This is a genomic window from Caldalkalibacillus uzonensis (assembly GCF_030814135.1).
In the GTDB taxonomy this organism is placed as follows: domain Bacteria; phylum Bacillota; class Bacilli; order Caldalkalibacillales; family Caldalkalibacillaceae; genus Caldalkalibacillus; species Caldalkalibacillus uzonensis.
This window is the reverse complement of sequence record NZ_JAUSUQ010000005.1, coordinates 59,625-85,339: the sequence shown is the minus strand read 5'-3', so window position 1 is coordinate 85,339 and position 25,715 is coordinate 59,625. Positions and strand designations below refer to the sequence as shown.

The following is a 25,715-nucleotide window of genomic DNA, read 5'->3' as shown; positions in this document are numbered from 1 at the left end:
ATTACCAAGTCGAATCATTAAGAAGGATTTTTGTCCATCTGCTGCGAAGTTATTGTCCATGTATAAAGTTATTGTCCAAGTATTGAAAAACAACGTAACACATAATGGTGTGAGGGACGAACTATGAAACTGAAAACCAAGATGATATTATTGATCTCCAGTTTGCTGTTAATCGTGATGTTCCTTGTCGGGGGCATATTCTTATACATGTTAGAATCCATTTTGGAACAGCAGATAGGTGAAACAGCTTTAAATGTGGCTAAAACAGTGGCCACCATGCCCACAGTCATTGAGGCTTTTAAGCACCCCAATCCATCTCAAATACTTCAACCCATTGCTGAGGAAATCAGACAAAAAACCGGAGCCAGCTTCGTTGTGATCGGTAATAAGGATGGCATTCGCTACTCCCATCCCATACCTGAAAGAATTGGTCAATCGATGGTTGGGGGTGACAATCCCCCTGTATTGGAAGAAGGAAAGGCATATATTTCCAAGGCAACAGGATCTTTAGGGCCATCGATCAGAGGCAAAGTGCCTATTTTTGACGAAAACGGCAGTATTATTGGTGTGGTTTCGGTTGGCTTTTTGATTAACCAAATAGATGAAACGATTCATGCTTACCAAAAGAAAGCACTGCTCTTCATCAGTGGCGGCCTCCTTATTGGCATCATTGGTTCCTCATACATTGCGAATGGGATTAAAAAATCCATTCTTAACCTGGAACCTGACGAAATCGCCAGTCTGTTCCAGGAACGAAATGCCATTTTGGAATCGATCAGGGAAGGGATTATAGCCATTAATGAAAATGGACACATCACCTTGGCCAATCAGGCAGCGTGTAAGCTGATCGGAACTTCCTCAGCTGATGACCTCATTGGCAAACATATCCGTGAAGTTCTTCCCCAATCCCGTCTTCCTGAGGTACTGAAAACTGGAAAAAGTGAGTATGACGATGAATTTATCATCGGCCAGGAAGAGGTGATAGTTAACCGTGTGCCAATCTTTCACGGAAATAAAATTGTGGGAGCTGTTTCTTCTTTCCGCAAAAAGACAGAGATTGACCAATTAACCAAACAACTGTCCCAGGTCCAGGCGTATGCCGATGCCCTGCGTTCCCAGACGCATGAATATTCCAACAAACTGTATACCATCTCTGGCTTGATCCAACTGGGATCGTACCAGGAAGCGATTGAACTGATTAACAAAGAAACAGCAGATTATCAAGAGTTGGTCCAGTTTCTGATGTCTGCCGTACCAGATACCATCATTGCCGCTTTTCTGCTTGGGAAATATAACAGGGCCCATGAACTGAAAATTACCTTTGTTCTGGATAAACAGAGCACTCTTCGTGACCTGCCCGAACATATCAACCGGGAGAAACTGGTTACCATCTTAGGCAATTTGATAGACAATGCTTTTGAAGCAGTGTTAGAAAACAACAAACCGGAAAAAAAAGTCACCTTGTTTATGACTGATCTTGGCCATGATTTAATTTTTGAGATAGAGGACAACGGAAAAGGAATCCCAGACCCGCTGCTGGATTCCATTTTTAAGAAAGGCATAAGCACAAAAAAACAAGAGGGACGGGGGATCGGGTTATATCTGGTGCACAAAGCGGTTCAATCGTTGAACGGCTATGTCACGGTCACCCCTGGCCAAGAAGGGGGCGCATTATTTACAGTGGTCATACCAAAGCAGAAAGGGGAGAATCAACATGAGTCAAATTAGCGTGCTTATCGTTGAGGATGACGTGCCTATAGCCCAAATTAACCAGCGGTTTGTGGAAAAAGTGGAAGGGTTTAAGGTGACGGGCATCGCCACCAACCTGGACGATGCCCGCGAAATGCTGACTTTGCTGAAGCCTGACTTGGTCCTTTTGGATGTCTTTTTCCCAGATGCAAGCGGGGTTGATTTACTATGGTATATCCGGCAAAACCATCTCTCAACTGATGTGATCATGATCACAGCGGCTAAAGAGATTAACGCTGTTCAAGAAGCAATCCGCGGAGGGGCCATCGATTATATTATCAAACCCATTGTGTTTGAACGGTTTCAGCAATCGCTGCTCCGCTATAAAGCTTACCGGCAAAAAATCAATCAGGTTCAGCTTGTGGATCAGGAGGAAGTGGATCATCTGTTGGGAACTGTGGGTAAAGGGAGTGTTTCTTCCCAGTCAGAAGTACCTAAAGGCATTAACCCCTTGACTTTACAAAAGGTAGAAGAAGTCATTCGAGAAACGCAGACAAACAGCATCACCGCGGAGGAGCTGGGTCAGCAGATAGGTGTCAGCCGAACGACGGCACGCCGCTATCTGGAGTATTTGGTTTCAATTGGCAAAGTACGGGCTGACCTTGCCTACGGAGCAGTAGGAAGACCGGAAAGACGCTATTATCTTAAGTCCCCTGCTCAAAAAAATCAGGAATCTCTATCGTGAGCAATGGAACATGCTGCTGTGCTCCGTAAGTATCCCTCTCCCCTGCTGAACCGGATGGATGATGACGCCGTAAGGTAACTTTAATTCCCAGGGCTTGGTCAAAATATTCCAGACAAACCACGTCCTCTGCCCTCGCAGAATACAGTTGACAGATATGCTCACGGGTCAACACGCCACTCTCTTTGACCCGCCGGTAATAGCAGGCATTGTCAAAGAGAATGTCAAACGTAATTTCAAAGGGCCCCGCATTTTTGCTGCGGATCACGGCAGCCAGTTCGGCCAGCGTTTTCTTCTCCTTTTGACGGATCTCCTGACCCATTTTACTCACCTCTCAGCTCAACATATTTAACTGGAAAAAGGGAGAGCGGATCATCAATGGTCACGGCATGATAAACTGAAAATGAGAAAACCGGGCCGGCTGAAAATTCAGGCGGTGCAAAAGGAAGTGCCAAATTTCCGGCAGTGGACACTCTTCCCTTATAGTCAAAATGCATGAGTAGTGAACGGGTGTAAGCACAAATACTGTCGGCCATCTCCTGGGTTCCCGCCACAACTTCGGCAACAAGCCCTACTTCATGGCCAAGAGCTTCTCGCTCCGGCTCCCATGCTCCCATCACCCCGTCTCGCCCATAAACCTTAAAAAACAACTGAAAGGATGTCTGGTCAAAATAGGAACGAACCTCGTCTTGAACTTGGGCAAGCACTTCATCTAACTGTTGAAGTAAATAAGGATCCCTGATGCCACAAATTAATACGGTTCGAAATCCATCTTGTTTGACCCCCTCCACTTTAACGGTATATGACTCTGATGGGATAAAGCGGCTTCCCGATACTTTCACAGTCCGTTCATCGACCTGTTCAAAACGGCACTCTGACAGGTCAAGCATCCCACCAGGCCCGTGAAGGTAGTACGGATGAGATTTTTCATACATGGTATGAGCCGCGACCGATTGGGCGGTACATTTTCGCTCAGGATTTAATGGCTGGACCAAGAAATGGCCGTCGCGGAGAATGCCCAACATTCCGTCTTTGGCCGTTCCCGGTGTGGCGGCCAATGCTCCGCACTCCAGAATTTTGCCCAAATGGAAGGCCAGACCTGGATCCATACCGTTTAATATGGGCAGGGCTGCACTCATCACCGGATCGTATGTTCTTCCACCGATAATGATATCAGGTTTTTCCTTCAATGCTTCCAGATAAGGTTCCACACCCATCTGAGCCACCAGAGCCGTTGTTTCCTTGATACTCTCTGCTGACAAGGGCGGAGCAGAATCTACAGGATCGACTTTTCCTTCCTGCCAGCGTTGATACAGCCACTGTTTATCTATATCTGCATAAATAGCGGCTACCTTAAGCCTAAGGCCTTGCTCCTTGGCAATTTCCTTAACAATATCCAGCAGCCAGTCCACTCTTTTCCCGGCGCCGGACCCTCCGGCAGAGCCAATGATCAAAGGGATGTTCCTTTCCTTCGCGGCAAGAATTAATGGCTGCAGATCTTTTTTAGTAGCATAGCGGCTCACTCCCCCCATGCCCAGCCCCAGACGATGGGGGCCCCCGTCTGTGGAACCGGCATCAACCGCAATCACATCAGGGGAGGCTTGTAATCCTTCTTCAAAGGATGAAGAGGGATAGCCATAGCCCAGCATCCCCTGAGGGGAAAGGATCCTTATTTCTTTCATTATGCTTTCACCCCTTCCTGTTCGGATTTATTGTGACCTTTCTTGCGGATAAGCGGAAAAATCAAGGAGATGAGGGCCACTGCAAAAAGGGTAACAGAAACAGGGCTGGACCAGAAAATGGACAAACTGCCATTCGAGATGGTCAATGCCTGACGGAATGATTGTTCCATCATGCCTCCCAAAATAAAGGCCAGAATAAAAGGCGCAGCGGGAAATGAGAACAGGCGCATCAAAAAACCTAACACCCCGAATGCAATTAACAGATAGAGATCGAATGTATTAAAGCGGACCCCGTACACCCCCACCAGACAAAAAATAATAATCAAAGAGATTAACATGGGCCTGGGAATATACAATACCCGGGCAATAAATGGGATAAGGGGCAGGTTTAAAATAAGCAAGAAAATATTACCCACATACATACTGGCAATCACGCCCCAGAAAACATCCGGGTGATCTTGCAGCATCATCGGTCCAGGTTGAACACCCACCACAAGAAGCGCCCCCAACAAAACAGCGGTCGTGCCTGATCCCGGTATGCCAAGGGTAAGCAGAGGAATAAAGGATCCGCCACAAGCAGCATTATTGGCTGTTTCAGGTGCGGCCAGTCCCTTTAAAGAACCCCTGCCAAATTCCTCCGGCTTTTTGGAAATCCGCTTTTCGGTCAAATAAGCCATAAAAGAAGCAATCGTCGCTCCAGCACCAGGCAGAACTCCAAGGATAAAGCCCAGCACCGAATGACGGGCAATTGGGCCGGAAATCTCCTTCGCTTCCTGTTTTCTGATTTTCAGACTGCCTATTTTAGACGCTTTGCCCAATAGATTCTGTTTTCTTCCCATAATTAAGAAACACACTTCAGCTATGGCGAACAACCCCAGCGCAATGACCAGAAAATCGATGCCATCCATCAATTGGGAACTGCCAAAGGTAAAACGTGGTGTGCCCGTCTGGCCATCAATGCCTATGGTCGAGACCATCAAGCCCAGCACGGCGGCAATTAAAGCCTTGGTCGTTGAACCTTCAGATAAGCTGGCAATGGCAGTCAACCCCAAGAGCATGAGGGCAAAATATTCACTTGGGCCGAAAGCGGTGGCCACATCAGCCATGATAGGTGCCACCAACATCAGTGCCACAATACTAAATGTACCACCGCAAAAGGAAGCGATGGCAGCAATAGCCAGAGCTTTGCCAGCCTGCCCCTGTTTGGCCAGGGGATAACCATCAAAAGAAGTAGCCACAGTCCCGGCAATACCGGGGGCATTAAGCAGAATAGATGAGGTTGAGCCGCCAAACACGGCACCATAATAGACACCGGCCATGAGAATCAGAGCTGAAGCAGGGTTCATCCCGTAACTTAAAGGAATCATAATAGCAATGGCACTGATGGGCCCCAACCCCGGGAGCATGCCAATCATGGTCCCGCAAAACACGCCAATCAAAACAAAAAGAATATTCTGCCACGATAAAGCCACTTCAAATCCGTATAACATACTGCTCAGTATCTCCATAGACTCTCACCTTTTCTTAAAATGGGAGTATGCCTTGAGGCAGATAAATTTTTATCAGATAATTAAACGCATAATATAAACCTAAGGTAAACAGGACTGATACGAGAATGTTGACCCTCCAATTGGTATAGCCCAGCAAGCGGGTTGTCCCAATTAGGAACAAGATTGAAACAATGACAAATCCGAGCGTATCCAACAGGATGACATACAACAGGACAAGTACAAGCACCATCAACAACATGTTCCGGTCAGCTTTAGACAGCTGGCGCTTTTTCCTTTGCCCTTCTGTTTCTGTTTTACTTTCCACAAACAAGATGATAGCAAGAACAAGCAGCAGATATCCCAATCCTTTTGGTAACACGTCAGAATCCATAATGGCATAGGGAAATTCCGGCAGTTGATAACTTAAAATTAAATAAACCAGGGCTAAGATAAACAGCATCACCGCAATTTTGCGGTCTGTGGTCATGTTCACCTGCACACCTCCCTGTTTTTAAAAGAAAGGAGAGGCGGACAGCGATTTAATCCATCCTTTCCTCTCCACGTTCATTCATGCCAAAACCGATAATGAATTTATTGGCCTAAGCCTATTTCTTGCATCAATTGTTTGAAAACCTCATATTCCTCATCCAGGAAGCTGGCAAATTCTTCGCTGCTCATATAATAATCGGTCCAGCCAAAATTATCTCTCTGTGTTTGCCATGTTTCCGTTTCCATCATTTGCTTAAAGGCCTGTTCATAGAACTTGACCGCTCTTGGATCCATATCCGGTGGCCCCATAAATCCGCGCCAAACAACAAATTCATCGTCAATGCCTTGTTCTTTCAGCGTCGGAAATTCTGAAATGGTCTCCCCTGTCAGACGTTCGGGGGCTGTAATAGCCAACACTTTGACTTTTCCGGCCCTGGCCTGTTCGGTCGCTTCAGCCAACCCTGTGGAGTACACATCCACTTTGCCGCCCAGCAGCATCGCCATGCCGCTTCCATCTTGGGCTGATACATATTTCAGTTGCTTCACATCAACGCCAGCCGCCTTAAGCGCTTTAACGAACTGCATATGATCCATGCTGCCAGGAGCGGAATCACCGACGACAGACACCGATTGGGGATCTTGTTTCATAGCTTCAACCAGATCATTCATGGTGTTAAATGGAGAATCTTTAGGAACGATAAAAGCCCCATAATCGGCGATAATAGCTGCAATGGGTGTAAAGTCCCGATGCCCTAGATCGGATTGTCCGTTTAACGGTACAAACATGATCGGAGGAGAGGTGACAAACATGGTGTGATTATCGCCGGCTTTGCCGGCAACGTAAGACCAGCCTACCGCTCCGCCCCCTCCAGGTTTATTGACCACAGCCATGCGCTGATCAATGATGCCTTCTTCTTCCATTACTTTGGCCACCGTGCGGGCCGTGGTGTCCCATCCGCCTCCTGGTCCGGCGGGAGCCACAATCTCAATGGGTTTTTCAGGCTTCCAATCTTCTGCTGTTTCACTTTGATTTCCTTCTATGTTCTGAGGTGTGCTGTCAGCGGGTTCATTTCCCCCGCAGGCAGTTAAAGACAACAGTAAAACAAGCGATAAAATCAAAAACCAGTCACTTTTTTTCTCTTTCCTCATTTGTATCCCCCTTTTGTTAACGTTTTCACCAACAGTATAAGGGGCAATTAAGCGAGAGTTAAGATTAGTCAAATAAATAAAATAAAGTTTTTTATATACGTTGTGTTCATTTTGTTCATGAGTGTATATTACACGCCCGTAAAAAAACTGCCTTGACGCTAGCAAGGCCGTTTTTTAAAAGACTGTGCAAACTTTCAATCCCTTCCTTGAGATCCTGTCCCTTTTAACAGACGCAAGCCGTTCAATATCACCAGCAACGTGCTGCCTTCGTGTCCGATAACACCGTACGGAAGGGTGAGGACCTGGAAAGCGTTGGCCAACACCAGCAGGATAATCACACTGACGGAAAAAACAATATTCTGCATAATGATGCGGTTCATGCGCCGGGCCAGTTCAACCGTGTGGGCTAATTGGAGAAGATTATTTTTAACCAGGACAATGTCTCCGGTCTCTATGGCCACATCGCTGCCCGCTCCCATGGTGATCCCGACCGATGCCGTAGCTAAGGCAGGCGCATCATTAATCCCGTCCCCCACCATGGCTACCTGTTTTCCTTCTGGGCCCCGCAGCCGGTGAATGTGCCTCACTTTATCTTCCGGCAAGCATTGAGCATAAAAGTGCCTAATCCCAACTTCTTGAGCAATCTTTTGAGCTGTATCATACGTATCTCCGGTAATCAAGACGGGTTCAATACCCAGTTTCTTGAAACGTGCAACAGCGCGCTTGGCCTCTTCCCTGACTGTATCTTTCAAAGCTATAACACCGATAACCTCTTCTCCGCAAGCCACGTAAACGACAGTTTTTCTTTCCTGCTCAAGCTTGTGAGCAATCCCGTTTTTAAAGGCATATCCCTTTTCTTTACCGACAAAATCCAATTTACCTATCTTCCATTCATGCCCTTCGATTTGAGCCTTCACCCCATGTCCAGGCACGTTTTCCACATATTCCGGCTGGAAAAGGGATATTCCCTTGTCTTTAACACAGCGGGTGATAGCATCAGCCAAAGGGTGGGAAGAGACCTGCTCCACCGACCCAACTGTTCTTAAAAACTGTTCAATATCCATGCCATCACACACATAAACGTCGGTGACGACTGGTTCGCCCTGGGTAATCGTCCCTGTTTTATCTAAACAGATCGCCTGAAGATTGGCCAGCGTTTCCAAATGAACACCGCTTTTGAGCAGCACTCCCCGGCGGGCACTGTTGGATATAGCCGACAACATAGCTGGACTGATCGAAGCCACAATTGCACAGGGAGAAGCAACAACTAGGAGGACAATAGCCCGGTAAATAGTCTCCGTCCATGACCAGCCAAAAAGATAATGGGGCAGGAACATCATGAGCAGCACCACAGCCAGCACCACTTTGACATAAATGGTTTCAAAGCGCTCAATAAATTGCTGGCCGGGGGACTTTTTGTTTTGGGCATCCTGAACCAGCTTAACGATTTTTTGAAAAACGGTATCGTGCGCTTCTTTCTGCACACAAACCACCAAAGTGCCCGGTCCGTTCATGGTGCCAGTAAACACCTCATCACCTGATCCTTTTTCCACTGGAATGGACTCCCCAGTTAAAATGGACTCATCAACCGTGGTTTGCCCTTTGACAATTTGACCATCTACCGGAATGCGTTCCCCAGGCTTTACCAGGATGTGTTGGCCAATTTGCAATTGTTCAACATGAACTTTCCGGAGAGCATCCCCATCGACCAGGGTGGCTTCTTCAGGCTGCAGCGTCATTAGGGCCGTTATCTCTTTGTTACTTTTATTGACGGCATATGTTTCCAGTGCCCCACTGAGGGCAAAGATGAAGATCAGGATCGCTCCTTCTGCCCAGTGCCCGATTAAAGCCGCACCTGCGGCAGCCAGCACCATCAGCAAATTGACCGTCACTTTTCTCTCTTTAAATAACTGCATCAATCCTTCTTTTCCCTGTACATATCCTCCAATGAGATAGGCGGTTAAGTAGAGCAATACAGAGACAGGCTCTTGGTCAACACGGGACAGCAGCCAGGCCAGCACAAGAAGCAATCCGCTGCCCAAGGCAGCAATGAGTTGCCCGTTCCGTTTGAAGAATGGGTACGATAACCACTTAACTTCCGAAACACTTGCCGCGTTCGTCTCTTTTTGTTGGGACAGAGGTACGGACATATCCTATCCTTCCTTTCTACCATTCACTTATTGATAAAAAATTTTCCTGGTTAAAAAAGAGAGTGAGAAAGAAAATCAAGCTCATAGTTGCCCTTTAAATGACAAAAGCTGCCATTTCGAATGGCAGCGCGTCAGTTTAGTAAAGTAAGCCAAGTGTTGATTAACTTTTTTATAATCATTATCACATTATAATTATTATTTTATGTTTGCTATTTATTATATGCCAAAAGGAAAGATTGTGCAAATGTTTTTTCACCATAATCTCTCATTACTCATTTTGAAATGCTTCTTGGAAAAAGTGGACCACTCTGGTTTTGTATTCTTCAGGATAGACGTTGTACGTCCGTACATGTCCTGCGCCCTCAGCAATCCACAGCAGGACATCATCCGGATGACCATTGGCATAAATGGCTTCACTGTTTGAATGGGGAATGGCCTCATCCCCGGTGCCATGGATTAAGAGAACGGGTACCTCAATCTCTTGAATGGCCTGTTGTGGACTGACCTCGGCCGGGTCAATGCCTATCAGGCGGGGGAGTATGCCCAAAATAACAGGTGTGAAGGGAAAATCGGGCAGATCCGACCAGTGGGACAAATTTTCTGCCAGATATGCCTTCAAATCACGAAACGGTGAATCGGCAACAACAGCTTCAATTAATGGTTCTTCTGCTGCTGCTTGCAAAGCGGTCGCAGCACCCATTGAAAATCCAATTACACCCAGAGGCAAGTCCAAATAGCGTACTTTCATGGATTGCACGACAGAAATAAGATCATCCTTTTCATATAAGCCTACAGTCGTCATGTTCCCTTCTGATTCCCCAGAATTGCGGAAGTCAAACATAACGACATGAAAGCCACTCTCTACCAGGTCACGGGCCAGGGCCAGGGCTGGCAACGGCTTTTCTAACCGGTTGCCACTGTATCCATGGGCAAACACGAGCACCCCTTGAGCTGGTCCAGGCGTTTCCATGATCCATCCCTTAAGCCTTATTCCATCCAACAAGCTCTCAACCTCAAATTCCTCAAATGTTAAGCCATAATCTTCCGGCCATTCATCCAAAGGTTTCTTTTCCGGATGAACCAGTTGCCAGCCCACATACATAGAAATGCCTACAATGATTAATAACGCCAACACAATAACGCCAACGCTTCCCCACAGCAGCCATCTTCTTTTTCTGCCCATACTTTCTCCCCTATAACTTTTTTTATAAGCAATATTCAATAATAATGTACAAATCCCCTGCTAGGATATGACAAAGGTACGTGATTGTGAAGCGGTTTAATGGCTTTCTTTGTCCGCGCCGGATTCGGTTTTGGAGCACGCTCTAGGCCCTATGCCATTGATCAACAACTCAACGATCCAGTCGATTTCTTCATCATCTCCCCCGGGGGCCATCAATTCAGGAATGACATGGCGGGCAAACAGGAAGGCCCCAATCTGTGACATGACCCCCCGTAAAATGACGTGATTGGGAAGATCAGCACGGATTTTGCCTTTTTGTTTCTGCTCCTCAATCTTTTCAAACACGAGAGGGATGATTCTTTTGGCAACATGGTTTTTCAGGGCTTCACGAATCTCGGGATGGAACAAACTCTCGACCAATATGATGCGTATTGTTTTCCAGTTCTTCTCCAGGAGTTCCTTCCGGTTGATGGCTACTTCCCTCAGAAGGGCTTCTACCGGCTTGTCCTGGTCGAGAATGTTAAGCACAGGCTGGGCGATGTAGGCGCTGGCCACCCGGGCAATGGCCGGGATGACCAAGCGTAACAGCAATCCTTTCTTGGTACGGTAATGTTTAAAAATGGTGGCTTCAGCCACGCCGGCCCGTTCGGCGATTTCGCTCGTCGAGGCGCCGCTGAAGCCCTTTTCCGCGAAAACATGAATGGCTGCTTCCAAAATCTTTTTCTGTTTTAATGTTTCTTTGCCCTCTTTCAGGTCTAAATCATATTGCTCAGCTATATACTGGACCCACTCGTCATCAACCCATTCATCCCAACTTTTCTTGGACATGTTCTCCTCCTCCTTGGCTGATTACATGCACAAATATGTCTGCCAGCGCTGGCCGCTCCGTGTCCAATTCGGCGGCGTACCGCTCTTTCAATTCATCCACTTTTCCCTGGGCCACGATCTTTCCTTGGTTCATGAGGGCCACTTGGTCACAGCGCTCGGCCTCATCCATGTAGTGCGTGGTCACCACAATGGTCATCCCTTGTTCGGTTAATTCATACAGCTGTTCCCAGAACAGGCGCCGGGTCAGGGGATCAACACCGCTCGTCGGCTCGTCAAGAAACAATAGCCGGGGTCTGTGCACGATTGCGGCAGCAAAAGCCACCCGCTGCCGGATACCGCCTCCGAGCGCCGCTACTGGCTTTTTGGACACATCTCGGAGTGAAAACTGCCCGGTCAGCTCCTCTGTCCTCTTTTTAATCTGCTCCACCCCATACAACCCCGCATAGAAGCGGATATTTTCCTCGACGGTCAAATCGGGATACAGGGAAAATTTTTGGGACATGTAGCCGATCCGCTCTTTAATCTGTGCCCGTTCTTTAACAATATCATACCCTAAAACCCGTCCCCTGCCGCTTGTCGGAGGCAAAATGCCGCACATGATCCGGATGAGGGTTGTTTTGCCGGCTCCGTTAGCACCGAGCAGTCCAAATACACTCCCTTCAGACACTGTTAATGATACCCGATTGACCGCCCGGAAGGTACCGAATTGTTTGGTGATCTGGTTAAGTTCGATCATGAGCGGGTCCCCCTTTCCCCATCAAATGGATAAACACATCTTCAAACGTGGGCTGAATGGGCTCTACTTGCCTCATAAGCCCTTTTTCTTTTATCCAGTCGCGCAAGGCCCCAACCGCTTCTTCCCGGCTGACGAGGAACACCCAATCTACCCCGCGCGGGAACGCATCGGCAACATAGGGAATGTCTTTTAACTTCGGCAATTCCCTCAGGGACATGTGGCGCAAATCGGGGATGCGGTACACCTTATAAGGAAACTCGTCGATCAGCACTCGTGGAGACGTTTTTTTCAGCAACTCTCCCTGATGCAAAAACAGCACCTCGTCGCAACGGGACACCTCATCCAGGTATTGGGTGGAGACAATGACACTGGCACCTTCACTTTTCACTTCCTTGATCAGCTGCCAAATCTCCTGCCGGGAAACCGGATCAACCCCATGTGTCGGCTCATCCAGAATCAGGCAAGACGGGCGGTGGAGAAGAGCGGAACTAATGGCCAGTTTCCGTTTCATCCCGCCGGAAAGGTGTCCCGCTAAACGGTCCTTGAACGGAGAAAGTTTCGTCCAGGCCAAAAGCTGTTCGCTCCGCTGTTTGGCCTCTTCCCTGGACAAACCGTATAACTGGCCGTAAAACAAGAGATTTTCCTCAATACTCATATCCTCATACAATCCAAAGTGCTCCGCCACAAATCCTGTTGAGCATGACTCGGCATATTGGATACGCCCTTTGTTCGGCTTCAGAAGCCCCACAAGCAATTTTAACAACGTTGATTTTCCGGCACCATCGGGACCGACGATCCCTGCGATTTCGTTGGCTCCGATATGGAAGGAAAGATTTTTCAGGACTTCCTCTTTGCCGTAACAAAATGAAACATTCTGAAAGGTGATCATTTTGCTTCCCCCCTTAAGCCAAGCTGCGTCTAAAGCGCATGGTGGCCACCAACAAGAACAACACGGCGAAGAAAGTGAGCATGGCCAATGCCAGCGGGTGATCCCAGGCACTCATGCCTTTGAGGAACACATCACGGCTGATGGGCAAGAAATAGGTGAGCGGCATGAAATAGGACAACCAGCGGATCCCCTCAGGCATCGCTTCCAGCGGAAAGACAAAACCAGAAAGAATAAACTGCGGCAGCAAGATCATCATGGCCAATTGCATCGCTTGTTGCTGATTTTGCGACACCGTGGAGATAAACAGGCCGAGGCCGAGTGAGGCAAACAAGAAAATAAGTGCCGTTAACAGATACGAAATCACATCGCCCGTGAACGGAACATCAAAGACCCAGATGCCGACCGCAAGCACCAAAAGGAAATCGAAGGTAGCGATGATCATGTAAGGAAGCAGTTTGCCCAAGATCAATTCCACCGAACGAAGCGGCGAAACGATCAGTTGCTCCAGGGTCCCCCTTTCCTTCTCCCGCACCACACCGAGCGCCGTCATGAAGGTGGTGATGAAGATCAGCACTAATCCCATCAAGCCAGGGATCATGTAATACACGCTCTTTAAATCCTCGTTGTACAAAACTTCTACCTCAGCGGCCATATACTCGGGGTCTGGAAACTGATCTTCCACTTCCTGTCTCTGTTCTTCCATTCGCTCTTCCATCACCGTTTGAATCTGAGATTGGATCTCGTTTTTCAAATTTGTGACCACAGTGGGCGGCAGCTGGGTCAATAGGGAATCAGCAGGAAGCTCCAACTTGACGTCCGGCGCTTCAGTGTCCTTCAAACGCGCTTCAATGTTTTGGCGTAGTTCTGTCATGTTGTTTTTTTGAATATCGCCCAACACCTCATTTATTTTGCGCACCGCCGATTGGGCCGTGAACAGGCGCCCTCCGTCTACCAAGATAGTCAGCTGCTGTTCCTTGCTTTTCGCGATAGACTCATATTCTGCAGGGAGCAAAAGGGCCACATCAGCCTTGCCGTACTTCAAAGCCTCACGCGCTTCCTGTTCTGATCCCCACTCAATAACTTCCATCTCTTCATGATCTTCCATTTTCTGAACCACTTCCTGGCTGTATTCGTTTTTCGCTTCGTCAACGATAAACACGCGGAAATGATTCACATCAAAATTAACGGCGTACCCAAACGCCACCAGCCAGATGACCGGCAGCATGATCATCATCGCCAGCGTGCGCCGGTCGCGTTTCAGTTGGATAAACTCCTTAATCATTAGCGCTCTAATCCGTTTCCCCATTATCGAGCCCTCCTATTTTGGTGAGTGATTACTTACTCACAGTATACAACAGGCCCGTTTTGGGGTCAATAAAAAAAGTGAGTACTTACTTTTTTATAAAGGGATTCTCAGTAAGACGTACAGATTTCTGTTTATGATAAATTCCACAATAAGCTAGTTACATGCATTAACCGCTTTCATCTATGAGTAAAGAAAAAAGACCATATTCGACCTGGTCTTTTTAAGGAACATACACCCCGTTCATTTTGCCCTTTTGAGCCTCAAGATTTCCAGCTTGTTTTCATGGTTCTCTCTGACCAGAATCTCAAGGCTAGCCTCAATGGCGTCAAACCTCTCATCCATTCTTTTTTCTAAACTATCAATTCTTTTTTCTAAACTATCCATTCTTGTTTCTAAACTTTCAATTCTGGTTTCTAAACTATCAATTCTTGTTTCTAAACTTTCAATTCTTGTTTCCAGACCGCCCATTCTCTTTTCTAGACTATCAACCTTGTGGTGAAGCGATTTCATTCCTGCCGACAATTCCCTTATGGCTTGTAAAATTTCCTTTTCCATCATTCAATCTCCTTTTCACCATTTTAGTAAAAGGCGACGAACTTGGATGACTGACGATCGTAACCATTTTATCTAACAACAAGTTTACCATACAGCCTGTTGAAAGTATAGAAAGGGGGAGACAAAGATACGGAGCCCTGTCTCCCCCTTAAATTGGAAGATGGTTTGCTTCTGAAATGTCTATGACCCTGCTTCTTCCTTCTTTTCTTGAGTCCACAGTTCTTTCTTCCATTCTGGATTAACGATACGGATGATTCCAATGATTAATAAGGGAATTGCATAGACAGCGATCATGCAGTAAGCCATTAAGGTGTATCCTTTGCAATAAGGTCAATAATGCCCACTTGAGCTAAAACAACTGAACCGACCAAAGCACCAACGGTAATCAACGCATTTTGTTTTCCGGAAAGGGGCTGTTTGCCAAACTCCTTCAGGTTGGCATTGATCCTGTTAATAAAGGCATGTATCATTCCCGTTGCGGTCTCAATCAAGGTCCATCCCACAACCCCCCCAAACAGGACAACAACCCAGTTTCCAAATCCTTCTAGCATCACAAGCCAAGGCACCCGGGCTCCTAACACTTCTTCATTTGGATAAAAGCCCAGAATCGCAAAATATGTTAAAAACCAAGGAAATGTCATTAAAACTCCGGCAATCACTCCGGACCAGAGCGAATGTTTTCTTGACTTTTGCCTTTTGACCGTAAACAACGCTGCTGGATACACCGCCAAATTGTAGCCGACATATAATATACCCGTCCAGATGACCAGCCCGATTCCAACGTCTCCGGGAATAAAACTGGTATCCCCTGTGGCCAGCACTTGTCTGGCCTCTCCCCAAGTCGATGAAATAACAAGAATGCTGAAAATGATGTAGCCGATCATTAAAGCTAAAGTACCTAAGGTTTTAAACCTTTCAATGAGCTTCTCACCATAAAAATTAAGTACGCCTACTAAAAGGGTAATGCCTATAATACCCACCCAAGGATTAAAACCCATGGTATAATTTAAAATTTCCCCAGTTGCAGCCGCCATAACCGCAATGATCAGCACCGCAAGGGAAAGATAGACGATATCATAGGCCACCCATAACTTGCCCACCAATTGTTTCAGCAAAGAACGATAGTCATAAGCCTGAAACATCCTTGCAACCTCAAACGTCAAAATAGCCATCACTGAAAAACCAATAAAGATTGCGATACCAGCTACCCACCCGTGCGCGCCAAATTTGGCCCCATACTCCACAATTTCACGCCCGGTGGCAAATCCTCCTCCAATTAATACAGATTGCAATATGATACCCGGGAGAATAATTTTACCAGACATACCATCAAAAAAGCGCAATGATTTCACTGGTCCCATAGAACACTACATCAAGCTATGCACTTTATTGAATGAAAATTGAACCTTACTTTGATGATGACCGCTTATACGTTTTAGTTTCCACCGTATACTTTTCCAATTGTCCACGGTCCACTTCATAGCCAATGCCCGGCTTGTCAGGCACCTTGATCGTGCCATTGTGAACTGTGACTTCTGGCTCAATAATATCCTTCTGCCAATACCGGGACGAAGCAGCCGTATCTCCAGGAAGGACAAATTGGCTTAATGTGGTCAAAGCAATGTTATGGGCCCGGCCAATTCCGGCTTCCAGCATGCCTCCGCACCACAGGGGGACATGTTTGGCCTGGCAGTAATCATGGATTTTTTTGGCTTCCGTTAAGCCGCCAACCCGGCCAATTTTAACGTTAATAATTTTACAGCTGCCCAGTTCGATGGCCTTTTTGGCATCTTCAAGGGAATGGATGCTCTCATCCAGGCAAATGGGTGTTTCAAGCTGGGCCTGCAGCTTGGCGTGATCCACAATATCATCATGGGCCAAAGGCTGTTCAATCATCATCAGGTTAAATTCATCCAATGCTTTTAAGTGTTCAGCATCTTCCAAACAGTAGGCTGAATTAGCGTCAGCCATCAACAGAGTATCGGGAAAGTGGCGGCGAATCTCCCTGATGACCTTCACATCCCAACCTGGCTTGATTTTCACTTTGATTCGTTTGTAACCTTCTTGAACATAACGGTCTATTTGTTTCAGCAAATCCTGCACCGTCTCCTGTATCCCCAGGCTGATACCCACCTCAATCTCTTGTTTTTCACCCCCCAGTGCATGGGCTAAGGGCAGCTGCTGTTTTTTGGCGTACATATCCCAAACCGCTCCTTCCAAGGCTGCTTTAGCCATGTTGTTACGCCGGATGGGGGCAAACCGCTCGGAAACTTCGTCGGGATGGCGAACCGGTTTTTCCAATAACAGGGGAATTAAGAAATCCTCTAGCATGTGTTCGTTTGTCTTGACCGTTTCCTCATTGTACCAGGGAGAGGTAAAGGCGACCGATTCTCCCCACCCGCTTTCTCCTTCCTCATCCTGCACCTCAATCACAAAAAATTCTTTTTCAGCAATGGTGCCAAAGCTGGTGGTAAAAGGCGCATTTAAGGCCATCCTTAAGCGATAGAGCGTTACACTGTGAATGTTGATTTCATGTGTCATTGAGCAACCACCTTCTTTCTATGCTTGGAACGTCATGCTACAATGCTAAACGATGTTGAGGCACAAACAGATAATAATGCACACCCTGATCCGTTTTAAGCAACCGTACCGCCACGTAGCCTAATGCCAGCATATGGGTAATAATCTTGCGGGTTTTGAGGCGCCAATCCAAGGCCAAAGCATGGTCCTGTTTCTTTAGCGTTTGAAAATTGTCCGGGATCGGCAGCCAAAATCCTTGCTTATCCGAATGATGATCAAGCTTAGCCTGACCGTCATAGTCGGATGCAGTTGTTGTCATCTTTTCCAAGGAAATATGATCACTCAATTGAGGAAGCTGGTCAGACCTGAGCTGGTATTGGACTAAAACGTGATCGTCCCGGAGCGGAAGTTGATCAATCCAGACTGTTTCCCCATTGACATATTCACTGGCAATATGCCAATGGACTTGGAAACGGTCGCTGGGCAGGCCCTTGTTCAAGGCATCATTCATTTCTCCGTAACAGTTTTCAACATACTCTGCCCCAATTGCCCGCAGTTTGGACAGGTTAAGATAGGCATTTAAACTTTCTAAGGGATCATATGTCCATTTGATCAGGGAATAGCCTTGCTGCAAAGCCATTTCTTTTTGTTTTTGTTTAAGCAGCTCCCCTATTCCTTGCCTTCTGTACGCATGAGCAATGCCCATCATGTGTGAGCAGAGATACACTTCATCATCCTTAAACCCGGCAAACCCATAGTTAAAACCAACCAGTTTGTCGCCATCAAAGGCTCCAAGCACCAATCCGCCATTTTTCACCGCTGTTAATGTTTGATGAACCGGAACAGGGTCCATCTGCCACACGTCTCGTTCCAATTCCTGAACCTGCTCCAGCTCCTCAATGGTTGTTAAAGGCTTAATGATGATGGGCTCTGCCACTCATGATCCCCCTTTCGCCTTATCAAAGGTTAAACAGACGGCCCTGGCCAAAATTTCAATGCCGTCCAGCAGCGCCTCTCGTTCAAAGGTCATGTGTGGATGGTGCAGTCCCGGCTTTAAATCACACCCCAAGCCCAACATGGTTGCTTTGAGATGGGGCTTTTTGATGGTGTAAAAATGAAAATCTTCCCCACCTGTGGTGACGATGGGAGACACCAAGTTTTCTGCCCCTAATGTCTGAGTAATCGCTTCGGCCATGATTGCTTCGGCTTCAGGGTCCACCTCGGCAGCTGCAGTGCGCGCCCCATGTTCAAGCTCAATGTGAACCCCATGGAGCTTCTGCAGCATCTCTACTGCTTTTTCCACCCGCCCCGCCAATTCATCCATGGCCTTGTTTGTTTGTGCCCTTAGATCCAAACTAAACTGGGCGCTGCCCGGAATAATATTGGCACTTTCCCCTCCAGCGCTAAAACGGGTCATTTTAACGGAATATGGGAGCATGGGATCTAAATGTATTCCTTTTAAGATGTGAACCAGCTCGGCGCCAATCTCAATGGCATTGGTGCCTAAGTGCGGCCTGGCCCCATGGGCATCTGTACCTTTGATTTCACCTGTGATAAACTGGGCGGCACCATGCAGAATGGCCGGTGCAGCTTTGCCCTTCCCTAGTTCTTGCACAGGTCTTAAGTGTACACTGAACAGGTAGTCCACATCATCGACGACCCCCTTTTCAACCATTTTCAAAGCACCTGTTCCTTTTTCCTCAGCTGGCTGGAAAATGAATTTGATGGTACCCGGTGGTTTAAAGTCCTGCTTATTGAATGCCAGAAACACGCCCAAGGCAATGGTCATGTGTCCATCGTGCCCGCAGGAATGATTCGCTTGGAACTTTCCGTCCACTTCCTGCCATAAAGCATCCATATCCGCCCGTAAGGCGACAACCGGTTTTCCTTGCCCCATTTCTGCCACCACACCGGTGCAGTCGTCAAAGGTAGTAATCTGACATTCATACCGCCGTAGATAGTCAGTAATATACCTGGTGGTTTCAACCTCTTGCCAGCTCACCTCAGGATGGTGGTGCAAGTGGTTAAAAATGGCCATGATCTCTTCACGCAACTCATGAATGATGGTTTTCAGGGTCGATCGTCCTCTCTATGTCAAATCCTCTCGGTAAAAAAAGTGATCAAGCTGATGGGTCTCATACGCTGCTTTCCGCCGTTCAAAGCGTTCCCGGTCATAGATCGTGATGCCGGCAATAATGGCGTTCAACACCGCCATCACCGCAGGGGCCGCATCAATGGTGGATTTAACTGGAATGGAAACAGGGATAACGAGATCTGCATATCCGGTAACTGGCGCCACTTCCGAATCGGTGATCCCAATAACAAACACCCCTTTTTCTTTCAAGGCCTGGGCCAGCTTAATAGTCTCTCGGGCATAGCGGTGGAAGGATAGGGCCACATATGTGCTTTTCTCACTCATTTGCGACAACAGCAGCAACAGGTCATCGCTTCCCGGCTGATATAATCTGGCATTACCCCGCACCAGGTTTAGTGTGAAGACCAGCCAGTGGGCCACAGCGAAGGAAGAGCGCATCCCTGCCACTAATATTTGATCAGTTTCAATCAGCCTCTGTACCGCCTGATGAAGATCCACTTCCCGCAACTGACTGATCACGCTGTGAATATGACCTTGATGCTGTTTCAACACATTGATATAGAAATGGGTGTTGTCAGCCAATTTTTCTTTTTCCGCCTGAAATTCATGCAAGCTGCTTGGCACATTCATCAGGTGTTCTCTGACTTCTTGTTGCAGTTCACTAAAGCCGCTGTAACCCAGAGCGTAACAAAAACGGATCACCGTGGCGTCACTCACCCCAATCTCCTTGGCCACCTTGCCAGCAGCTTGCATGGCAAACGAGTGGGGATTGTCCAACAGGTGCTTGGCTACTTTTTTCAGCCCTGCCGATAAGTTATGAAAGTTTTCCTGGATTTTTTGTTTGTACTTAACCATCAGCCAGCTCCTAACTGTATAGGAGTATGAAACAAAACCTTATTATGTTAGGAAATGTTCGCTACATTTTTTAGTGTTATGTAGTGTTTACAATATAGTATCATTGATTTATAATTTTGGTCAAGTTTAAAATTGAAATACAATTTATTCGCCCAGCTGTTTAATACGTGTAGACAAAAAAACGGCGCAGTCCACAGTGGGGCTTACGCCTTTCAAGTGTAGCTATAAGGGAGAGGATTTTATCAGTATAGGCTAAGGGGTTCACATTACATGGCCGATTGATTGGTCGTATTTGACAAGAAATATCCTAATGTATCAACCGCTTCCTTGGCATCCTTTCCAAACGCAATAATTTCGTATTTTCCTTCTATTGTGGGCAAAACTGACAGTGCCAAAATGCTTTTGGCATTCACTTCGAAAGTCTCTTTTTTGATCACAATGTAACTGGCGAAACGGTTAGCGATTGAAGACAGTTGAATTAATTGTTGATAGTTTAGTTTTTTCACGGGGGAAATCTCTGTGACCACTTCCATTTTCATTCACCTCCTAGGAATGATTGGCATGTAGGTGATGAAAATCAACATGATTAAACAATATGCACAAGAAGCGGAAATATTAAACACAACAAGATCGCTGACGCCGTCATGCCCACGCTGCCCATGGCTCCTGCCTCTTCTCCCCATTTCATGGCCTTAGTGGCGCCCAAGACTTGAGCTGATGCTCCTAAGGCTAATCCCTTGGCAAGATTACTTTTAATGCCGCATAGCGATAATAATTTTGGGCCGCAAGTGATAGAAAATAGTGCGGAGGTTAAAACAAATAAAACAGTGAATGATGTAACACCACCTAATGCTTGAGACAATGACAGGGCGACAGGAATTGTGACAGACTTAGGAATAAGAGAGGTTAACAAGTGGTCATTCAGGTTAATCGTCTTGGCCAAGATTACTGCGGAAGCTATACCAACCCCATGGCCTAAAGAAATACTCAATACAATCTGGTTAAGATTCTTTCGAAGCAGTTGCCATTGCTTATAGAGGGGAATGGCCAGGGCAACAGTAGCGGTATTTAAAAGGAAAGTAAAAACGCGTGTCCCTTCAGCAAACATGTGGTAGTCGATCTTCAACACAGATAGTAGCACTACCATAAACAATGTGGCCGTGAATAGGGGATTGAGAAATGTTCTATTCAGCTGGCGAAACAACCTAAGTCCCAGAACATAACTTACACTCGTCACCAATGTGATCGTTAATGTTTGGAAAGCAAGGGTTCCCAATTTATCTCCTCCTCTTCCACTTATCAGCTAATTCAACCGTGTACGCCGTTCCTAGCAACACACACACTGCTAATCATGATCACCAACAACACCGTAATCCCCTGCCTTAGAAATACATCTGCAAAGTACACGATCCCCACAATGGGTGGTATAAAGAACAAGGTCATATGTTTCAGGTGCAGATCAGCTGCTTGTTCCACCCACTCCAGTTTCATCATTCCTGACCAAAGTGCCAGAAAAAGAAGCAGCATTCCCACCATACTTCCTGGCAGGCGGAGTTTAAAAATATGACCACCAAACTGCCCAACACGTACACGCCAACAATCAGCACAAACTGATAAATCACCCGGAGGATCACCATCATCTCCTTTAATAACCATGAACGAATGAGTAAATGTAATGTTTCGGTTATCTTTAGCATAAAAGAATTTTGCTAAAAAGTCTCAAATCTCGTAATAAAAGTTTACATCATGTTTAAATGACACCATCCTAACATCAAGTTATGTTATATAATCTTACAAAAAGTGTTTAAAACAGGTTTAGGCAAGCTAAGTATAAAGAGCCACTCCCTCAACGGAGTGGCTCCTCATGCTTTTCCTGTCTTTATTCCTTTACACCCAAAGCTATTTTCAATGTCTCCAAATTACGGTTCATACCGAACAATTCGTTTGATTATTTCCACCTCTTTTATCTTCACCTCTTCTTTCCATCTAGAACTGATGAGTTGCGGAAACCATCTCTTTCAATTGATGCCAAACCCGCTCCATCTGTTGTTTCAAGACCAATCCATCCGCTGCCAGCCAGCGGAAGTGCAGTCCATCTGCCTCTGTTCTGGTGACTCCTGCTTTCATGTCAGGTCTTTGGAGCTTTTCATGCCACAACCGCTCATCCATTTGCTTTGCAACTGGAGAAAAAAACCACATCGTACCCAAATAAAGACATCCGTCTAGCACACCAATGCCTTGTATATCCCCAGTATTCCGGTCCCATGAAAAGCTATCGTGGCTGATCCATTCCTCTGCGGAAGTCCCCTCTCTTTTCCAGACATCAAAGACTATTTTAACAAAATGGTAAGCAAAACGTTCCTGGTGCCGGAGACGGCCAGGGGCCAAAATCTCTGCCCAAAGCAAATAATGCCTTAAATAAGTCAACAAGGATTGGCGGTCACGAATGTCCCCATTCTGAATATAAGTTTCCATTCCAAATGTATGGGTGTACCCCCCTATGGGAAAGGCAGAGTCATGAATGTGCAGAAGATGCAGTAGAGTGTGTGTGGTAAGCGTGATGGTGCCCTCTGTATCTGAACGGTTCTGGAAAACGGTAAAACGTGTGCTCATAATGAACGCCTGCCTCTTGAAAAAGTAGCTCTAACGTGTAATCATAGCGGACCACAATACGATTCTCTTCAATGAGGGCGGGCGTGTGACGGTTGCCCAATTCAAAAGCCACCTTGCCCATCGCCTGCATATTGGCCGGATAGATGATATAGGCCTCTTCTTTTTGGGTTTCAACCACTATTTGCAAGTCTGTCTCCTCATATAAAACGGCACCGCGCCTCAGAGTGCCCTCTTCTAAAGCTAAACGGACCTCCCTGCCCCGATTGGTTTTCTTGCGCAATATTCTTTTGTTTAATTCCTCCCAGGTTAATTCTATGACCTCCCTCTGGGGATGTTGGGTTTTCCATTTGTTCATCCCGGGAGAGCTTGGTACGAAGCACATGCCATAAGCTTTTAGGCTGCTTCATGGCAATTTCAAGGTGCTCGATGACCCTTAAGGAAGGATAAATAGAAGGGGCCTGAAACTTCCTTCCCACCCCTAGACGGGCAATTTCAAATTCCGCCAGGCGATTCAAGTGATACTGACCTTTAAATATCACCTGTCCACCAACCGGCTTTACTTTACCGCAGATCACATCCAGCAATGTACTTTTTCCAGCCCCATTGGGCCCGATCAAAACATGAAGTTCTTTGTCTTTCACTTCAAAATCCAACGCATCAATCGCTTTAAACCCATCAAAATCAACGGTGACTTTCTGACACTGAAGGACTGTGTTGAGTGACATGCTTTTTTCCCCACCTTTCGCTTACTTTTTGATAAAGGCTCATCAACCCGCCAGGAAGGTACAGCACCACCACAATAAACAACCCGCCTAAAAAGAACAGCCATAAATCAGGGAACCGTTCGCTGAAAAAGGTTTTGGCCGAATTGGTGAACAACGTACCCAGCACCGCTCCATACAACGTGCCTCTCCCTCCCAGCGCCACCCACAGCGCCATTTCGATGGAGGGAATAATCCCCATGCTGGTTGGAGAGATATAGCGTTCTTGAAGGACAAACAACATGCCTGCCAGCCCTGCCAAAGCGGCGGAGAGAGCAAAAACAAATGTTTTCAATACGGCTGGATTATACCCGGAATAACGCAGCCGGTTTTCACTGTCCCGAATGGCGATCAACACTTTGCCATACCTGCTGTGGACCAGGCGATAACAGAGCAGAAATGATAATACAAAACAAATCAGGACAATATAATAGATCATTACTTGAGTCCGGGGGCTCGCCAACGGAAAACCCAAAATGGTACTGAATCCGGTCATGCCATTGGTTCCGCCTGTATAAGCCTGCTGACCGATAAACAGAGTAACACAAACAATTACCATGGCCTGGGTCAGGATCGTGAAATAAACGCCTCTAATGCGGTTTCTGAAAGTCAAATAGCCCAATAAAGCAGCTATGACAGCAGGCCCCAACACGGCCAGCACGACTGCCAACAGAAAGTTCTGAAAAGGAAGCCAGAACCAAGGGAGCTCTGTCAAGCCGCTCCAACTCATAAAGTCCGGAAGTTTTCCACCTGAGGCCTCCAATTTGAGATACATGGCCATTCCATAAGCCCCTAAGCCAAAGAAAACACCCTGTCCGAGGCTCAAAATACCCCCGTATCCCCACAGCAGATCCAGCCCCAATGCCAAGATGACAAAAGCTAAAAATTTACCTAGCAAACTCAGCCGAAAGTCTGACAAATAAAGAGGGGCCATGGCCAGAATGACAAACACCAGTGTCATGATCCACTTTTGTCGGGCAGAAGGGGAAGAGACCATAGTGAGCATCCTTTCACCTCGCTTCTTCATTAATTTTCATCACGAAAATTTTTCCAACCAAATATTAGGGAACACCGGCCAACTCTTTGATCATGCCATCCGCCTGAATTTCCCCAATACGCACTGTTTTCCATGTATGCTGGCTGTCACCATCGATGCGTACCAAACCTCCCGGGGCCTCAAATTCTAAGCCTGCAGCCGCCTCTCTGACAGCATCAATGTCTGTAGTCCCGGCCTTTTCCACGGCTTGTGCCCACAGATAGACGCCAAAATAACCGGCTTCAATGGGATCACTAGTCACCCTTTTATCCCCATAAGCGGCTTTATAATTAGCCACAAAAGCTTCATTTGCTTCTGAGTCTGTCGTCTGGTAGTAGTTCCAGCTGACCAGATGCCCGGCCAAGACACCTGCGCCAATCCCACGAATCTCTTCTTCCGCCACACTGACGGACAAAACGGTCACATCATCGGGTGTAAAGCCAGCATCACTTAACTGTTTGAAAAAGGCAACATTACTATCCCCGTTTAACGTATTAAAGATCACGTCAGGTTGAGTTTCCCTGATCCGGGATATGACGGTGTTATAATCGGTGTGACCAAGCGGTGTGTATTCTTCGCCTAAAACTTCTCCTCCTAAGTCTTCAAGCTGAGCCTTAATAATCTGATTGGATGTACGGGGAAAAACATAGTCAGATCCCAGTAAGAAAAAGCGTGTACCTTTGTTTTCCAACAACCACTCCACCGCAGGAACAATCTGCTGATTGGGAGCAGCTCCAGTGTAGAAGATATTCGGAGAGGCCTCCATCCCTTCATACTGCACAGGATAAAACAAAAGTCCGTTTAACTCTTCAACAACAGGAAGCATAGCTTTTCTGCTGGCCGAAGTCCAACCTCCGAAAATGACTGCCACTTCATCTTGCTGCAAAAGTTTGCGCACTTTTTCAGAAAAAATGGTAGGATCTGTGTTTTTGTTTCTACAATCTTGT

General features: G+C 46.7%; 28 protein-coding genes and 1 pseudogene. 2 read left to right on the top strand and 27 right to left on the bottom strand.

The features are described from left to right. Positions 1 to 123: 123 nt before the first annotated feature. On the top strand, positions 124 to 1,728 hold the full coding sequence (locus J2S00_RS08025) for an ATP-binding protein (protein ID WP_307337878.1): 1,605 nt from the start codon (positions 124 to 126) through the stop codon (positions 1,726 to 1,728). Beyond that, positions 1,715 to 2,434 (top strand): response regulator, encoded by a 720-nt coding sequence (locus J2S00_RS08020; protein ID WP_307337876.1) that lies wholly within the window; start codon positions 1,715 to 1,717, stop codon positions 2,432 to 2,434. Before J2S00_RS08025 ends, J2S00_RS08020 begins: the two co-directional genes overlap by 14 nt. Here J2S00_RS08020 and J2S00_RS08015 read toward each other — a convergent pair. The 27 genes and pseudogenes from J2S00_RS08015 to J2S00_RS07885 form a co-directional block, all read right to left on the bottom strand. Then, on the bottom strand, positions 2,394 to 2,753 hold the full coding sequence (locus tag J2S00_RS08015) for a DUF4387 domain-containing protein (RefSeq protein WP_307337874.1): 360 nt from the start codon (positions 2,751 to 2,753) through the stop codon (positions 2,394 to 2,396). The genes J2S00_RS08020 and J2S00_RS08015 overlap by 41 nt on opposite strands. A 1-nt stretch (position 2,754) precedes the next feature. After that, positions 2,755 to 4,113, bottom strand: a complete 1,359-nt coding sequence (locus J2S00_RS08010) for an acyclic terpene utilization AtuA family protein (protein ID WP_307337872.1) — start codon at positions 4,111 to 4,113, stop codon at positions 2,755 to 2,757. Next, on the bottom strand, positions 4,113 to 5,621 hold the full coding sequence (locus J2S00_RS08005) for a tripartite tricarboxylate transporter permease (protein ID WP_307337869.1): 1,509 nt from the start codon (positions 5,619 to 5,621) through the stop codon (positions 4,113 to 4,115). Before J2S00_RS08005 ends, J2S00_RS08010 begins: the two co-directional genes overlap by 1 nt. Positions 5,622 to 5,637: 16 nt before the next feature. Then, positions 5,638 to 6,090 carry a tripartite tricarboxylate transporter TctB family protein gene (locus J2S00_RS08000; protein ID WP_307338369.1) on the bottom strand — a complete coding sequence of 151 codons (453 nt, stop codon included), beginning with the start codon at positions 6,088 to 6,090 and terminating at the stop codon, positions 5,638 to 5,640. Positions 6,091 to 6,194: 104 nt separating this feature from the next. Next, on the bottom strand, positions 6,195 to 7,241 hold the full coding sequence (locus J2S00_RS07995; protein WP_307337866.1) for a tripartite tricarboxylate transporter substrate binding protein: 1,047 nt from the start codon (positions 7,239 to 7,241) through the stop codon (positions 6,195 to 6,197). Positions 7,242 to 7,435: 194 nt separating this feature from the next. Then, a complete protein-coding gene (locus J2S00_RS07990; RefSeq protein WP_307337863.1) occupies positions 7,436 to 9,391 on the bottom strand; it encodes a heavy metal translocating P-type ATPase in 1,956 nt (651 codons plus the stop codon). Positions 9,392 to 9,659: 268 nt separating this feature from the next. Next, positions 9,660 to 10,574, bottom strand: coding sequence for an alpha/beta hydrolase (locus tag J2S00_RS07985; RefSeq protein ID WP_307337860.1), 915 nt, complete (start codon positions 10,572 to 10,574; stop codon positions 9,660 to 9,662). A gap of 96 nt (positions 10,575 to 10,670) precedes the next feature. Next, on the bottom strand, positions 10,671 to 11,402 hold the full coding sequence (locus J2S00_RS07980) for a TetR/AcrR family transcriptional regulator (protein WP_307337858.1): 732 nt from the start codon (positions 11,400 to 11,402) through the stop codon (positions 10,671 to 10,673). Further along, positions 11,380 to 12,138 (bottom strand): ABC transporter ATP-binding protein, encoded by a 759-nt coding sequence (locus J2S00_RS07975; RefSeq protein ID WP_307337855.1) that lies wholly within the window; start codon positions 12,136 to 12,138, stop codon positions 11,380 to 11,382. The genes J2S00_RS07980 and J2S00_RS07975 overlap by 23 nt, the downstream gene beginning before the upstream one ends. After that, positions 12,125 to 13,027 carry an ABC transporter ATP-binding protein gene (locus J2S00_RS07970; protein ID WP_307337853.1) on the bottom strand — a complete coding sequence of 301 codons (903 nt, stop codon included), beginning with the start codon at positions 13,025 to 13,027 and terminating at the stop codon, positions 12,125 to 12,127. Before J2S00_RS07970 ends, J2S00_RS07975 begins: the two co-directional genes overlap by 14 nt. Before the next feature lie 13 nt (positions 13,028 to 13,040). Further along, on the bottom strand, positions 13,041 to 14,333 hold the full coding sequence (locus J2S00_RS07965; protein ID WP_307337851.1) for an ABC transporter permease: 1,293 nt from the start codon (positions 14,331 to 14,333) through the stop codon (positions 13,041 to 13,043). A gap of 240 nt (positions 14,334 to 14,573) precedes the next feature. Further along, positions 14,574 to 14,888 (bottom strand): flagellar filament capping protein FliD, encoded by a 315-nt coding sequence (gene fliD, locus J2S00_RS07960; protein WP_307337848.1) that lies wholly within the window; start codon positions 14,886 to 14,888, stop codon positions 14,574 to 14,576. 180 nt (positions 14,889 to 15,068) lie between these two features. Further along, the gene (locus J2S00_RS07955; RefSeq protein ID WP_307337845.1) at positions 15,069 to 15,194 is read right to left on the bottom strand and encodes a hypothetical protein; all 126 of its coding nucleotides are present in this window, start codon (positions 15,192 to 15,194) and stop codon (positions 15,069 to 15,071) included. Then, the gene (locus J2S00_RS07950; RefSeq protein ID WP_307337843.1) at positions 15,194 to 16,249 is read right to left on the bottom strand and encodes a YkvI family membrane protein; all 1,056 of its coding nucleotides are present in this window, start codon (positions 16,247 to 16,249) and stop codon (positions 15,194 to 15,196) included. Before J2S00_RS07950 ends, J2S00_RS07955 begins: the two co-directional genes overlap by 1 nt. A 46-nt stretch (positions 16,250 to 16,295) precedes the next feature. Further along, complete coding sequence (gene menC, locus J2S00_RS07945; RefSeq protein ID WP_307337840.1) at positions 16,296 to 17,429, bottom strand: o-succinylbenzoate synthase; 1,134 nt, start codon at positions 17,427 to 17,429, stop codon at positions 16,296 to 16,298. Between the two features lie 37 nt (positions 17,430 to 17,466). Beyond that, positions 17,467 to 18,345, bottom strand: coding sequence for a GNAT family N-acetyltransferase (locus J2S00_RS07940; RefSeq protein WP_307337838.1), 879 nt, complete (start codon positions 18,343 to 18,345; stop codon positions 17,467 to 17,469). Beyond that, positions 18,346 to 19,482 carry a M20 peptidase aminoacylase family protein gene (locus J2S00_RS07935; RefSeq protein ID WP_307338366.1) on the bottom strand — a complete coding sequence of 379 codons (1,137 nt, stop codon included), beginning with the start codon at positions 19,480 to 19,482 and terminating at the stop codon, positions 18,346 to 18,348. A 15-nt stretch (positions 19,483 to 19,497) separates the two neighbouring features. After that, the gene (locus J2S00_RS07930) at positions 19,498 to 20,358 is read right to left on the bottom strand and encodes a MurR/RpiR family transcriptional regulator (RefSeq protein ID WP_307337835.1); all 861 of its coding nucleotides are present in this window, start codon (positions 20,356 to 20,358) and stop codon (positions 19,498 to 19,500) included. A gap of 266 nt (positions 20,359 to 20,624) precedes the next feature. Continuing rightward, on the bottom strand, positions 20,625 to 20,891 hold the full coding sequence (locus J2S00_RS07925; RefSeq protein ID WP_307337833.1) for an HPr family phosphocarrier protein: 267 nt from the start codon (positions 20,889 to 20,891) through the stop codon (positions 20,625 to 20,627). Between the two features lie 53 nt (positions 20,892 to 20,944). Further along, positions 20,945 to 21,634, bottom strand: coding sequence for an LrgB family protein (locus J2S00_RS07920; protein ID WP_307337830.1), 690 nt, complete (start codon positions 21,632 to 21,634; stop codon positions 20,945 to 20,947). A gap of 32 nt (positions 21,635 to 21,666) precedes the next feature. After that, complete coding sequence (locus J2S00_RS07915) at positions 21,667 to 21,885, bottom strand: CidA/LrgA family protein (protein ID WP_307337828.1); 219 nt, start codon at positions 21,883 to 21,885, stop codon at positions 21,667 to 21,669. Next, positions 21,849 to 22,055 (bottom strand): hypothetical protein, encoded by a 207-nt coding sequence (locus J2S00_RS07910; protein WP_307337825.1) that lies wholly within the window; start codon positions 22,053 to 22,055, stop codon positions 21,849 to 21,851. The genes J2S00_RS07915 and J2S00_RS07910 overlap by 37 nt, the downstream gene beginning before the upstream one ends. Positions 22,056 to 22,344: 289 nt before the next feature. After that, positions 22,345 to 22,833: an urease accessory protein UreD gene (locus tag J2S00_RS07905; RefSeq protein WP_307337823.1), complete on the bottom strand. Its 489-nt coding sequence runs from the start codon at positions 22,831 to 22,833 to the stop codon at positions 22,345 to 22,347. Between the two features lie 40 nt (positions 22,834 to 22,873). Continuing rightward, complete coding sequence (locus J2S00_RS07900) at positions 22,874 to 23,251, bottom strand: urease accessory protein UreE (RefSeq protein WP_307337820.1); 378 nt, start codon at positions 23,249 to 23,251, stop codon at positions 22,874 to 22,876. Beyond that, positions 23,169 to 23,696, bottom strand: a complete 528-nt coding sequence (locus J2S00_RS07895; RefSeq protein ID WP_307337818.1) for an ATP-binding cassette domain-containing protein — start codon at positions 23,694 to 23,696, stop codon at positions 23,169 to 23,171. The genes J2S00_RS07900 and J2S00_RS07895 overlap by 83 nt, the downstream gene beginning before the upstream one ends. Further along, the gene (gene urtC, locus J2S00_RS07890) at positions 23,653 to 24,759 is read right to left on the bottom strand and encodes an urea ABC transporter permease subunit UrtC (RefSeq protein WP_307337815.1); all 1,107 of its coding nucleotides are present in this window, start codon (positions 24,757 to 24,759) and stop codon (positions 23,653 to 23,655) included. The genes J2S00_RS07895 and urtC overlap by 44 nt, the downstream gene beginning before the upstream one ends. Positions 24,760 to 24,808: 49 nt before the next feature. Next, positions 24,809 to 25,693 (bottom strand): annotated as a pseudogene (locus J2S00_RS07885) (transporter substrate-binding protein); the annotation flags it as partial. Positions 25,694 to 25,715 lie beyond the last annotated feature (22 nt).

What these genes read in the sequence shown, in the direction of transcription:
- J2S00_RS07930 (WP_307337835.1), bottom strand. Translation starts at nt 20,358, where the DNA reads ATGGTTAAGTACAAACAAAAAATCCAGGAAAACTTTCATAACTTATCG.
- J2S00_RS08015 (WP_307337874.1), bottom strand. Translation starts at nt 2,753, where the DNA reads ATGGGTCAGGAGATCCGTCAAAAGGAGAAGAAAACGCTGGCCGAACTG.
- J2S00_RS07985 (WP_307337860.1), bottom strand. Translation starts at nt 10,574, where the DNA reads ATGGGCAGAAAAAGAAGATGGCTGCTGTGGGGAAGCGTTGGCGTTATT.
- J2S00_RS07925 (WP_307337833.1), bottom strand. Translation starts at nt 20,891, where the DNA reads ATGGAAGTGGTCACAGAGATTTCCCCCGTGAAAAAACTAAACTATCAA.
- J2S00_RS08005 (WP_307337869.1), bottom strand. Translation starts at nt 5,621, where the DNA reads ATGGAGATACTGAGCAGTATGTTATACGGATTTGAAGTGGCTTTATCG.
- J2S00_RS07990 (WP_307337863.1), bottom strand. Translation starts at nt 9,391, where the DNA reads ATGTCCGTACCTCTGTCCCAACAAAAAGAGACGAACGCGGCAAGTGTT.
- J2S00_RS07915 (WP_307337828.1), bottom strand. Translation starts at nt 21,885, where the DNA reads ATGCTGCTTCTTTTTCTGGCACTTTGGTCAGGAATGATGAAACTGGAG.
- J2S00_RS07995 (WP_307337866.1), bottom strand. Translation starts at nt 7,241, where the DNA reads ATGAGGAAAGAGAAAAAAAGTGACTGGTTTTTGATTTTATCGCTTGTT.
- urtC (WP_307337815.1), bottom strand. Translation starts at nt 24,759, where the DNA reads ATGAAGAAGCGAGGTGAAAGGATGCTCACTATGGTCTCTTCCCCTTCT.
- J2S00_RS07905 (WP_307337823.1), bottom strand. Translation starts at nt 22,833, where the DNA reads ATGGAAACTTATATTCAGAATGGGGACATTCGTGACCGCCAATCCTTG.
- J2S00_RS08025 (WP_307337878.1), top strand. Translation starts at nt 124, where the DNA reads ATGAAACTGAAAACCAAGATGATATTATTGATCTCCAGTTTGCTGTTA.
- fliD (WP_307337848.1), bottom strand. Translation starts at nt 14,888, where the DNA reads ATGGAAAAGGAAATTTTACAAGCCATAAGGGAATTGTCGGCAGGAATG.
- menC (WP_307337840.1), bottom strand. Translation starts at nt 17,429, where the DNA reads ATGACACATGAAATCAACATTCACAGTGTAACGCTCTATCGCTTAAGG.
- J2S00_RS07980 (WP_307337858.1), bottom strand. Translation starts at nt 11,402, where the DNA reads ATGTCCAAGAAAAGTTGGGATGAATGGGTTGATGACGAGTGGGTCCAG.
- J2S00_RS08020 (WP_307337876.1), top strand. Translation starts at nt 1,715, where the DNA reads ATGAGTCAAATTAGCGTGCTTATCGTTGAGGATGACGTGCCTATAGCC.
- J2S00_RS07895 (WP_307337818.1), bottom strand. Translation starts at nt 23,696, where the DNA reads ATGTCACTCAACACAGTCCTTCAGTGTCAGAAAGTCACCGTTGATTTT.
- J2S00_RS07975 (WP_307337855.1), bottom strand. Translation starts at nt 12,138, where the DNA reads ATGATCGAACTTAACCAGATCACCAAACAATTCGGTACCTTCCGGGCG.
- J2S00_RS07965 (WP_307337851.1), bottom strand. Translation starts at nt 14,333, where the DNA reads ATGGGGAAACGGATTAGAGCGCTAATGATTAAGGAGTTTATCCAACTG.
- J2S00_RS07970 (WP_307337853.1), bottom strand. Translation starts at nt 13,027, where the DNA reads ATGATCACCTTTCAGAATGTTTCATTTTGTTACGGCAAAGAGGAAGTC.
- J2S00_RS07955 (WP_307337845.1), bottom strand. Translation starts at nt 15,194, where the DNA reads ATGGCTTACTGCATGATCGCTGTCTATGCAATTCCCTTATTAATCATT.
- J2S00_RS07910 (WP_307337825.1), bottom strand. Translation starts at nt 22,055, where the DNA reads ATGCTAAAGATAACCGAAACATTACATTTACTCATTCGTTCATGGTTA.
- J2S00_RS08010 (WP_307337872.1), bottom strand. Translation starts at nt 4,113, where the DNA reads ATGAAAGAAATAAGGATCCTTTCCCCTCAGGGGATGCTGGGCTATGGC.
- J2S00_RS07950 (WP_307337843.1), bottom strand. Translation starts at nt 16,249, where the DNA reads ATGGGACCAGTGAAATCATTGCGCTTTTTTGATGGTATGTCTGGTAAA.
- J2S00_RS08000 (WP_307338369.1), bottom strand. Translation starts at nt 6,090, where the DNA reads ATGACCACAGACCGCAAAATTGCGGTGATGCTGTTTATCTTAGCCCTG.